The 11,031-nt window shown below is 62.9% G+C and carries 6 protein-coding genes; all 6 read left to right on the forward strand.

Going from position 1 to position 11,031, the window contains the following annotated elements; translation table 11 throughout:
* The first annotated feature begins 2 nt into the window (after positions 1 to 2).
* The 6 genes from IC234_RS08250 (at position 3) to IC234_RS08275 (ending at position 10,913) form a co-directional block, all read left to right on the forward strand.
* Complete coding sequence (locus IC234_RS08250) at positions 3 to 2,984, forward strand: SusC/RagA family TonB-linked outer membrane protein (protein ID WP_190923366.1); 2,982 nt, start codon at positions 3 to 5, stop codon at positions 2,982 to 2,984.
* 14 nt (positions 2,985 to 2,998) lie between these two features.
* On the forward strand, positions 2,999 to 4,726 hold the full coding sequence (locus IC234_RS08255; protein WP_190923367.1) for a RagB/SusD family nutrient uptake outer membrane protein: 1,728 nt from the start codon (positions 2,999 to 3,001) through the stop codon (positions 4,724 to 4,726).
* Between the two features lie 32 nt (positions 4,727 to 4,758).
* Positions 4,759 to 6,420: a pectate lyase family protein gene (locus IC234_RS08260; protein ID WP_190923368.1), complete on the forward strand. Its 1,662-nt coding sequence runs from the start codon at positions 4,759 to 4,761 to the stop codon at positions 6,418 to 6,420.
* Positions 6,421 to 6,546: 126 nt separating this feature from the next.
* Positions 6,547 to 7,938 carry a glycoside hydrolase family 140 protein gene (locus tag IC234_RS08265; RefSeq protein ID WP_190923369.1) on the forward strand — a complete coding sequence of 464 codons (1,392 nt, stop codon included), beginning with the start codon at positions 6,547 to 6,549 and terminating at the stop codon, positions 7,936 to 7,938.
* Positions 7,939 to 7,944: 6 nt separating this feature from the next.
* Positions 7,945 to 8,907: a glycoside hydrolase family 43 protein gene (locus tag IC234_RS08270; protein ID WP_317173342.1), complete on the forward strand. Its 963-nt coding sequence runs from the start codon at positions 7,945 to 7,947 to the stop codon at positions 8,905 to 8,907.
* A gap of 170 nt (positions 8,908 to 9,077) precedes the next feature.
* Positions 9,078 to 10,913 (forward strand): sialidase/neuraminidase family protein, encoded by a 1,836-nt coding sequence (locus tag IC234_RS08275; RefSeq protein ID WP_190923370.1) that lies wholly within the window; start codon positions 9,078 to 9,080, stop codon positions 10,911 to 10,913.
* Positions 10,914 to 11,031: the final 118 nt, after the last annotated feature.

An 11,031-nucleotide genomic window follows, 5' to 3' on the forward strand; every position in this document is an offset into this window, starting at 1 on the left:
CTATGAAACAAATACTGTTCGTTTTCGCGGTGGTGCTTTTCATCAGCCACGCTGCCTTTGCCCAAAACCGGACCCTTACCGGGCAGGTGGTGAGCGCCGACAAGTCGGAAGCCCTGCCGGGCGTGACGGTGGTGGTGAAGGGCACTACGCTGGGCACCGCCACCGGCGCCGACGGCAGCTTCACGCTGCAGGTGCCCGACAAGCAGGACGTCACGCTCGTGATTTCCTACCTCAGCTACAAAGCCCAGGAGCTGAACGTGAAGCCCGACCAGGCCCGCGTGGAAGTGCGCCTCTCGCCCGAAGCCGCCGCGCTGGACGACGTGGTGGTGATTGGCTACGGCACGGTGAAAAAGCGCGACCTCACGGGCGCGGTGGTGTCGGTGAAAGGGGAGGAGGTCACCAAGCTGCCCACCACCACGGTGGTGGAAGCGTTGCAGGGCAAGATTCCGGGCGCCGACATCACGCGGGCCAATGGCTACGCGGGCCAGGGCGCCGCGGTGCGCATTCGGGGCAACCGCTCAATTGGCAACCCCAGCAGCTCCAACAACGTGCTCTACATCGTGGACGGCGTGCAGGGCGTGAACGCCTCCGACATCGACCCGAACGACGTGGAAAGCATCGAGGTGCTGAAGGATGCCTCGTCGACGGCCATCTACGGCTCGCGCGGGGCCAACGGCGTCATCATCATCACCACCAAGCGCGGCTCGAACAACAAGCCCAAGCTCACGCTCAACGCCTACACCGGCATTACGCAGGTGGCGGGCTACGGCAAGTTCATGGACGGGCCGCAGTACGTGGCGTTTCGCCGCGAAGCCTTTCGGGCGGTGGGCACCTGGAACAGCCCGGCCGACGACAGCAAGGTGTTCAACGCCGCGCAGCTGGACGCCATCAACAACCAGCAGTACATCAACTGGCCCGATTTGCTGCTGCGCAACGGCTTGCAGCAGAACTACCAGCTGGGCGTGGCCGGCGGCTCCGAAAACACCAAGGTGTACTTCTCGGCGGGCTATTTCGACGAAAAGGGGCTGATGAAGCTCGACCGCTTTAAGCGCTACACCGCCCGCCTCAACATCGACCAGACGGTGAACAAATGGATGAAAGTGGGCATCCAGTCGCAGCTGGCCTACCTCAACAACGACATCCGGCGCGACCCCTTCAACCTGGCCTCGCAGGCCGCCCCGCTGGGCACGCCCTACGACGCCGACGGCAACCTGATTCTGTTTCCGCTGGGCGGCACCGTGGTGAACCCCCTGGCCGACGAGCAGCCCGGCGCCTACCAGCGCAACACCAAAACCAACCGCATCACCGCGGCCGCCTACCTCGAGCTCACGCCCCTGAGCGGCCTGAATTTTCGGTCCACGCTGGCGGCCAACTTCGCCACGTCGGAAGCGGGCAGCTTCTATGGCAAAAACACGATTGACGGCCGGGGCGCCAACTCGCAGGCTTCGCTCACCAACAACCAGAACCGCAACCTGAGCTTCGAAAACGTGCTGACTTACCGCAAGGAGTTCGGCGACCATTCGCTGACGCTTACCGGCGTGGGCAGCATCCTGACGTTCACCAACACGTCGAGCTTTTTGGGCGGCTCCAACCAGGTGTTGCCCTCGCAGTCGTTCTACAACCTGGCCGGCGCCAACCAAAACCCCTTCTACGGCAGCGGCCTGGTCGACAGCAAGCTCATTTCCTTCACCGAACGCATCAACTACACCTTCAAGGGCAAGTACCTGCTCACGCTCACGGGCCGCTCCGACGGCTCCTCGAAGCTGGCGCCGGGCAACAAGTGGGCGTTTTTCCCCTCGGCGGGCCTGGGCTGGCGCGTGATTGACGAGAACTTCCTGAAAGACCAGAAGGTGCTGAACGAGCTGAAGCTGCGCGGCAGCTACGGCATATCGGGCAATGACGTGATTAACGCCTACGGCACCCAGAACTCGCTCACGCTGGCGCAGATTTCCTTCAACGAAACCACGGCCGCGCCGGCCTACACCATTTCGCCCACCATCGGCAACCAGAGCCTGAAGTGGGAGCTGACCACCACGGCCGACTTCGGCGTGGACTTCGGCCTGTTCGACAACCGCCTGAGCGGCAGCATCGACTACTACGATGCCCGCACCACCGACCTGATTTTTCCCTACACGCTGCCCCTGTTCACGGGCGTGACCACCGTGAACCGCAACATCGGCAAAACCCGCAACCGCGGCGTGGAGGTGTCGCTGACTTCGCAAAACTTCCGCGGGGCGGACTTCACCTGGTCGACCACCCTGACCTACGCCCGCAACAAGGAAACCATCGTGTCGTTGCCCAACGGCAACGTCATTGCCGACGACTACCGCAACTCGCTCATCGAAGGCGAAGCCTCGCAGATTTACTACGACTACCAAAAACTCGGCATTTGGCAGCTGGGCGAGGAGACGGAAGCGGCCAAGTTTGGCGCCATTCCCGGCGACATCAAGGTGGCCGACCTCTCGGGCCCCGACGGCGTGCCGGACGGTAAAATCACCTCCGCCGACCGTACCATCATCGGCACGCGCGTGCCGAAGTGGACGGCCGGCCTCAGCAACGACCTGCGCTACAAAGGCTTCGACCTGAACGTGCTGCTGGTGGCCCGCGTGGGCCAGTGGATTAGCTCCGACTACTACGCCAAGTACACCCGCAGCGGCAACAACAACGGCGCCGTGGTGGACTACTGGACCCCCGAAAACCCCACCAACGAGTACCCCCGGCCCAACGCCACCCGCAGCCTGAGCTACGTGACCACGCTCACCGAGCGCGAGGCGTCGTTTGCCAAAATCCGCAACGTGACCCTGGGCTACACCCTGCCCAAAAGCGTGACCAGCGCCCTGCGCATCGACAACGTCCGCCTCTACGTGTCGGGCAAAAACCTCTACACCTTCAGCAACCTCAAAGACTTCGACCCCGAGGGCGAAGGCGTGATTGACCGGCCGCTGAACCGCGTGTACGTGTTCGGCTTAAACGTGGGCTTCTAACCGAATCAGCAGTCATGAAAACGACTTTTCTTCCTTCCCTGACCCGTTCCCTGGCGCTGGCCGCGTTGGCGCTGGCCGCCACGGCCTGCAAAGACCAGCTCGAAGAATACAACCCCAGCGGCTCGACCGCCGAGGCCGTCTTCACCACGCCTGAGGGCTTCGAAACGGCCGTGAACGCCGCCTACACCTACAACCGCGCCCTCTACGGCAAGGAAGCCGGCTACGCGCTGCTCGAAGTGGGCACCGACATCTGGACCAACGCCGCCAACAACGGCGGCACCGTGGTGAGCGGCGTGAGCCCGCAGCCGGCCCTCACCACCTACCAGGGCCTCAACGCCGACAACATCTGGGTGAAAGCCCAGCTCTGGCAGCAATGTTACGCCGGCATCAACCTGGTAAACCAGGCCCTGAAGTACGTGAACACGGCCGGCCTGCTGCCGGCGCGCCGTCCCGTGCTGGAGGCCGAGCTGCGCTTCATGCGGGCCTGGTACTACTACCACTTGGCGGAGTCCTTCGGCGACGTGCCCCTGCGCCTGGAGCCCACCGAAGGCGTGGTGACCACCGCCACCCGCGCCCCGGTAGCCGACGTGTACAACCAGATTTTTCAGGACGTGGATTTTGCCGTGGCCAACCTGCCCGTGACCACCGCCGACTACGGCCGCATCACCAAGCCCGCCGCCGAAGGCTTTGCCGCCAAGGTGTACCTCACCCGCGGCCAGTACCAGCGCGCCGCCAACTTGGCCAAGCGCGTGGTGAGCAACTACACCGCCCAAGGCGTGCGCCTGGTGGCGCCGTATTCGGACTTGTGGGACTTCGCGAAGCAGAAAAACACCGAAGTGCTGTGGGCCGTGAACTACTCCACCAACCTGGCCTTCAACGCGGGCAGCAACCTGGGGCACACGTTTTTTCTGATGGACTACAGCACGCTGCCCGGCATGCAGCGCGACGTGCTGAACGGCTTTGCCAACGTGCGCTACATGCCCACGCGCTTCCTGCTCGACCTGTTCAACGAGCAGAACGACGCCCGCTACGCCGCCACCTTCAAGCAGGCCTGGCTGAGCAACAACGCGGCCACCATCCCGAAATGGACCGCCGCCGAAGTGGCCCAGAACCCCACCGGCCTGGCCGGCCTCACGGGTCAGAACAAGTATGCGCTGGGCGACACGGCCGTGCTCACCACCAAGCGCTCGATTGACAACTTCCAGCAGCAGTTCACGCGCCGCTACCGCTACCGGGTGTACGACCTCGACGACATGTACAACACCGACGGCACGCCCAAAGACCGGTTCCATTACCCCTCGCTGAAGAAGTTCGACGACCCCACGCGCGCCACGGCCACCGTGACCGAAAGCGCGCGCGACGCCAACCTGCTGCGCCTGGGCGACATCGTCCTCATTGCCGCCGAAGCCCAGTTCCGCCTCAACAAGCTCGATTCGGCGGCCCTCTACATCAATCAGATTCGCACCCGCGCCGCCCTGCCGGGCCGCACCGCCGCCATGCAAATCACGGCCAGCCAGGTCACGCTCGACTTCATTCTCGACGAGCGCGCCCGCGAGCTGGCCGGCGAGCAGGTGCGCTGGTTCGACCTGAAACGCACCGGCAAGCTCCTCGACCGCGTGCGGCTCTACAACCCCGACGCCAAACCCAACATCCAGGACTTCCACATGCTGCGCCCCATCCCGCAGAGCGACATCGACGCCGTGACCAACAAGGGCGAATTTAAACAGAACCCGGGCTATTAAGCCGTGACCGTTCATAAACACCACCAACCCCAATGAACCACCGCCGCGCCCTATTCGCTGCTCTTTTTGCTACTGCTTGCGCTGCGCCCGCGGCCCGCGCCCAGTACCCCACCATTCCGCCGGAGGTGCAAGCCAAAGCCGATGCGGCTCTGGCCGAAGCCGAAAAACGCTCGGAAGAAGCCTGGCAGAAGGCCCAGTCCATCGTTCAGGCCGAAGCCAAGGCCGGCAAGCCCTACATTCCCTGGGCCGCTAAGCCCAGCGACCTGCCGCAGTCGAAACGGCTGGCGTTTCCAGGCGCCGAGGGCGGCGGAGCCTACGTGTTTGGGGGGCAAGGCGGCAAGGTGTACGTGGTGAAAAGCCTGGCCGACAGCGGCCCCGGCACCCTGCGCGAAGCCCTGGAGCAGGGCGGCGCCCGCATCATTGTGTTTAACGTGGCGGGCATCATTCGCCTGCAAAGCCCCATCATCATCCGGGCGCCCTACGTCACCATTGCCGGCCAGACGGCGCCCGGCGACGGCATCTGCGTGGCGGGAGAGTCGATTTGGATTAACACCCACGACGTGGTGGTGCGCTACCTGCGCTTCCGCCGCGGCGCCATGGACGTGGCCCGGCGCGATGACGGGCTAGGGGGCAACCCGGTGGGCAACATCATCATCGACCACGTGTCGGCCTCGTGGGGCCTGGATGAAAACATGTCCATCTACCGCCACGTGTACCACAACCCCGAAACCGGCAAGGCCGACAAGCTGCCCACGGTGAACGTTACCATTCAGAACTCCATTTTTTCGGAAGGGCTGGATACGTATAACCACGCGTTCGGCAGCACCATCGGCGGGCTCAATAGCCTGTTCACTCGCAACCTGTGGGCCAACAACATTGCCCGCAACCCCTCGGTGGGCATGTACGGCGACTTCAACTTCGCCAACAACGTGGTGTTCAACTGGTGGAACCGCTCGGCCGACGGCGGCGACAACCACTCGGAGTACAACTTCGTGAACAACTACTACAAGCCCGGCCCCATCACGCCGAAGGATGCGCCCATTGCCTACCGCATTCTCAAGCCCGAATCGGGCCGCGACAAGAACGCGAAGAACCTCTTTGGCAAGGCCTACGTGGCCGGCAACGTGGTGGCCGGCAACGACAAAGTGACCCAGGACAACTGGGCCGGCGGCGTGCAGGTGGAAGACCAGCCCGACGCGGCGAAAACCGTGGCCGAAATCCGCACCGACAAGCCCTTCACGCTGCCCGGCATGAACACCGTGCTGCCCGCCCAGGAGGCCTACCGGTATGTGCTGGCCAACGTGGGTTGCACCCTGCCCCGGCGCGATGCCGTGGATGCCCGCATCGTGGAAGACGTGCGCACCGGCAAAATCAGCTACGCCAAAAACGCCCAGCCCACGCCGAAAAGCCCCTACATCAAGCGCCGCCTGCCGGAAGATTCTTACAAAAACGGCATCATCACCGACCCCGCCCAGGTGGGCGGCTACCCCGACTACAAAGGCACGCCCTACGCCGACGCCGACAACGACGGCTTGCCCGACAAGTGGGAAACCGCCCACGGCCTCAATCCCAAAAACGCCGCCGACGCCACCCAGGACCGCGACAAAGACGGCTACGCCAACATCGAGGAATACCTCAACAGTGTGGTGCCGCTGCAAACCGTGCGGCCGAATGCTGGCAAGGTAAAGTCTTAAGAAAACGAACGGTCATGCTGAGCGCAGTCGAAGCATCTCCACCGCAACACTAAAATTGATTACCCCCACGGTAGAGATGCTTCGACTGCGCTCAGCATGACCGTCCTGTTGTTTGATACCAATTAGATGACCATAAAGACCTGTTTATCTGCGCTGCTGCTAACCCTGGCCGCCTTCCCGGCGGCCGAGCCCACCGGTCCGCTCAAAGTGTCACCAAACGGCCGCTACCTGATGACGGGCAGCGGCAAGCCGTTTTTCTGGCTGGGCGATACCGGCTGGCTTCTCTTCAGCAAGCTCAAGCGCGAAGAAGCCGAAACATACCTCGAAGACCGCCGCAAAAAAGGCTTCAACGTTATTCAGGTGATGGTGCTGCACCAGGTGCCCATCGCCAACGTCTACGGCGACTCGGCCCTGACGCACGCCAACGTGGCCCGGCCCCTCACCACGCCCGGCAGCTCGCCCACCGATGCCGCGCAGTACGACTACTGGGACCACGTCGACTACATCGTGGACCTAGCGGCCAAAAAGGGCCTCTACATGGGCATGGTGCCGGTGTGGGGCACCAATGTGAAGGGCGGCAAAGTCAATCAGGCGCAAGCGAAAGCTTATGCTACGTTTCTGGCCGAGCGGTATAAAAACCGTCCCAACATTATCTGGCTCAACGGCGGCGACATCGCCGGCTCCGACTCGCTGAAAGTGTGGAACACCATCGGCGCGACGCTGAAAGCCGCGGACCCGAACCATTTAGAAACTTACCACCCACGTGGCCGCACGCAGTCGTCAGACTGGTTTCACAACGCCGCCTGGCTGGATTTCAACATGTACCAGTCGGGCCATCGCCGCTACGAACAGGACACGTCGAAAAACGAAACCAACCACTACGGCCAGGACAACTGGCGCTACCAGCAAGCCGACTACGTCCTGAAACCCACGAAGCCGAGCCTCGACGGCGAGCCTTCCTACGAGGGCATCCCGCAGGGGCTGCACGACATCACTCAGCCCCGCTGGACCGATGCCGACGTGCGCCGCTATGGCTATTGGTCGGTGTTTGCGGGCGCGTTCGGCTACACCTACGGACAGAACTCAGTGATGCAGATGCACAGCAGCTTCGACAAGGGCAGCGCCTATGGTTCCAGCGAGCTGTGGTCGTCGGCCATCAACGCGCCCGGCGCGGCCCAGATGCAATACTTGAAACAGTTGATGCTCTCGCGGCCTGGCTACTTCGAGCGCGTGCCCGACCAGTCGCTGATTGCCGGCACAGTAGGGGAGAAGTACAACCGCCAATTCGCTACGCGGGGGAAAAACTACGCCTTTGTGTACACTTACAACGGGCGGAATATGAAGGTGAACCTGGGCAAAATCGCCGGTGCCAAAGTGAAAGCCTCGTGGTACAGCCCCCGCGATGGCAAAACCACGGCCATCGGTACCTTTCCGAATAAAGGCACCCAGGAATTCAACCCGCCCGGCGAGCAGAAGGACGGCAACGATTGGGTGCTGATTCTGGATTCTGTTAGCTAAAGCGCCGTGCATAAACTCACCAAATCCTTTCTGGTATTGAGCGCCGCGGCGCTGCTGAGCTCCTGTGCGAAAGAGGCGTACATGTTCACGTCGTTCCGTGAGCCAGCTACCGACGGGCTGCATTTCCTCTATAGCTATGACGGCTACAAGTGGCAGGACGCGGGCAAGTCCTTCCTGACGCCGCAAGTGGGCCCCAGCAAGCTGATGCGCGACCCCAGCATCACCCAAGGGCCGGACGGCACTTACCACCTCGTGTGGACCTGCGGCTGGAAGGGCGACAAGGGTTTCGGCTACGCCAGTTCCAAGGATTTGGTACATTGGTCGGAGCAGCGTTTCATTGACGTGATGAGCCACGAGCCCAGCACGGTGAACGTGTGGGCCCCCGAAATTTTCTTCGACCCGCCCACCCAGCAGTTCCTCATCGTGTGGGCCAGCACCATCCCGCTGCGTTTCCCCAAAGGCCAGGAGGAGGAGGACAATAACCACCGCCTCTATTACACCACGACCAAGGATTTTAAAACCTTCTCGGCCACCAAGCTCTACCTCGACCCCGGTTTCAGCGTCATCGATTCGGAAGTGCTGCGGCGCGGCGTCGATGATTACGTGCTGGTGGTGAAGGACAACACCCGGCCCGAGCGCGACATTAAAGTGGCCTTCGGGCCCACCGCCACCGGGCCGTTCCCCAAAGTTTCGGCGCCCTTCACGGCCAACTTCACCGAGGGCCCCAGCGTAGCCAGGCTGCCGCACAATCAGTGGCTGGTGTACTACGATGCCTACCGCGAAAAGAAGTACGGCGCGGCCAGAACCAGCGACTTCCTCACCTTTACCGACGTGTCGGCCCAGGTCAGCGTGCCGGCCGGCCACAAGCACGGCACCATCTTCACGGTGCCCCGCAAGACGCTCAAGAATCTGTTGCAAGCCGCGCCGGCCGGGGCAGCGGGCGCAACCTCAGCCACTGGAAAACCATGAGTAAATTCTCTGCATATCGGCGCGGCCGTCAACCTCACCCCCCCGGCCCCCCTCTCCAAAAAAGAGGGGGGAGTCTGACGCAGGTAGACATCTGTTGTCGTCTGGCTCTCCCTCTTTTTTGGAGAGGGGGCCGGGCCCGGAGGGGTCTCGTGAGGTTGACGGCCGCGCTGATGCTGGCAACCCTCACTGCCCACGCCCAAACCACGCCCGCCGAAACCATCCGCTACACCGGCACCACGCTCAGTAACGTCGACTACCACCACGGCCAGCTGCGCCCCGCCATCGGCACGCACGCCCGGCAGGTGCTGCGCGCCAACCGCGAGCACCCCGACGCGGCCAACGGCGAGGGCTGGACCTACAACCACGCGCCCATGCTGGCCTTCTGGCAGGGGCAGTTCTACTATCAATACCTGAGTAACCCCGTGGGCGAGCACGTGCCGCCCGGCCGCACCCTGCTCCTGACGAGCAAGGACGGCTACACCTGGACCAATCCCACCGTCATTTTTCCGCCCTACCAGGTGCCCGACGGCTTCATCAAGCCCGACCAGCCCGGCAAGGTGGCCAAAAACCTGGTGGCCGTGATGCACCAGCGCATCGGCTTCTACACCTCGAAGAAAAACCGCCTGCTGACCCTGGGCTACTACGGCGTGGCCCTCGATGCCAAGGACGACCCCAACGACGGGCAGGGCATCGGCCGGGTGGTGCGCGAGGTGCTGCCGGGCGGCAAGTTTGGCCCAATTTACTTCCTGCGAAACAACAAGACCTGGGACAAGTCGAAGTCGACCTATCCCTTCTACACCACCAGCAAGGACAAGGGCTTCGTGGCCGCCTGCGAGGAAATCCTGGCCAACCCGCTGATGATGCAGCAGATGGTGGAGGAGCAGGACAAGGATGACCCGCTTATTCCCATCAAAAAGGACTACAAAGCCTTCAGCTACTACCACTTGCCCGACGGCCAGCGCGTGGTGGGCCTCTGGAAGCACGCCCTCACCACCATCAGCCCCGATGGCGGCAAAACCTGGCCCAACCCGGTTATCCGGGCGCCGCACTTCGTGAACAGCAACGCCAAAATCTGGGGCCAGCGCACCTCCGATGGCCGCTACGCCACGGTGTACAATCCCTCGGAGTTCCGCTGGCCGCTGGCCATTTCGACCAGCGAAAACGGCCTCGACTACACCGACCTGTGGCTGGTGCACGGCGAAATCACGCCCATGCGCTACGGCGGCAATTACAAGAGCTACGGCCCGCAGTACGTGCGCGGCATCCAGGAAGGCGACGGCGTGCCGCCCGATAAAAAGCTGTGGGTGAGCTACAGCGTGAACAAAGAGGACTTGTGGGTGGCCTCGGTGCCCGTGCCCGTGCGCGCCACCGCCAGCAGCCACGCCAACGAGGTTTTTGCGCAATTGCCCGCCGGACAGGAGCTGGACCAGTGGAACACCTACAGCCTCGTGCAGGCCCCCGTAGAAATCGGCAAGCTGCCCGGTGGAAGTAAGGCGCTAGTGCTCAAAGACTCCGATAAGTTCGACTATGCCAAGGCCGAGCGCATCATTCCCGAAAGCAAGCAGCTGGTGGCCGAGCTCTCGGTAGTGCCCGGCCAAAACGACCACGGCCTGCTGCAAATCGAGTTTCAGGACGCCAAGGGCCAGCCCGCTGTGCAGCTTTCCTTCGACTCGACCGGTACGCTCAGCTACAAAGCCGGCGCCCGCTTCAAGGGCGTGACCAAGTACCAGGCCGGCCAGCCGCTCGACCTGCGCGTGACTCTCGACGCCCCCAACCGCACCTGCACCATCACGGCCAATGGCAAGACCAGCACCTTCATCTTCTTCGCCCCGGTGGCGTCCTTCGAGCGGGTGATGTTCCGCACCGGCCCCGCCCGCCACTTCCCCACGCCCGACACGCCCGCCGACCAGGCTTATGACTTGAAGGATGCAGGTGCGTCGGAGCCTCTGGCGGTGTTTTACCTGAAGTCGTTGAAGACGTCGGCGGGGGATGTGAAGACGCCCTAACGTGGCGCCTCACCCCCCGGCCCCCTCTCCTTGGGGAGAGGGGGAGCCTGACGATTTGTAGCGCGGACTTTTAGTCCGCAAGTTGAAAAAATAAATGCCCCACGCGGACCGAAAGTCC

The sequence above is a fragment of the Hymenobacter armeniacus genome, from assembly GCF_014699055.1.
Lineage (GTDB): Bacteria > Bacteroidota > Bacteroidia > Cytophagales > Hymenobacteraceae > Hymenobacter > Hymenobacter armeniacus.

What these genes read in the sequence shown, in the direction of transcription:
- IC234_RS08260 (WP_190923368.1), top strand. Translation starts at nt 4,759, where the DNA reads ATGAACCACCGCCGCGCCCTATTCGCTGCTCTTTTTGCTACTGCTTGC.
- IC234_RS08265 (WP_190923369.1), top strand. Translation starts at nt 6,547, where the DNA reads ATGACCATAAAGACCTGTTTATCTGCGCTGCTGCTAACCCTGGCCGCC.
- IC234_RS08250 (WP_190923366.1), top strand. Translation starts at nt 3, where the DNA reads ATGAAACAAATACTGTTCGTTTTCGCGGTGGTGCTTTTCATCAGCCAC.
- IC234_RS08255 (WP_190923367.1), top strand. Translation starts at nt 2,999, where the DNA reads ATGAAAACGACTTTTCTTCCTTCCCTGACCCGTTCCCTGGCGCTGGCC.
- IC234_RS08275 (WP_190923370.1), top strand. Translation starts at nt 9,078, where the DNA reads ATGCTGGCAACCCTCACTGCCCACGCCCAAACCACGCCCGCCGAAACC.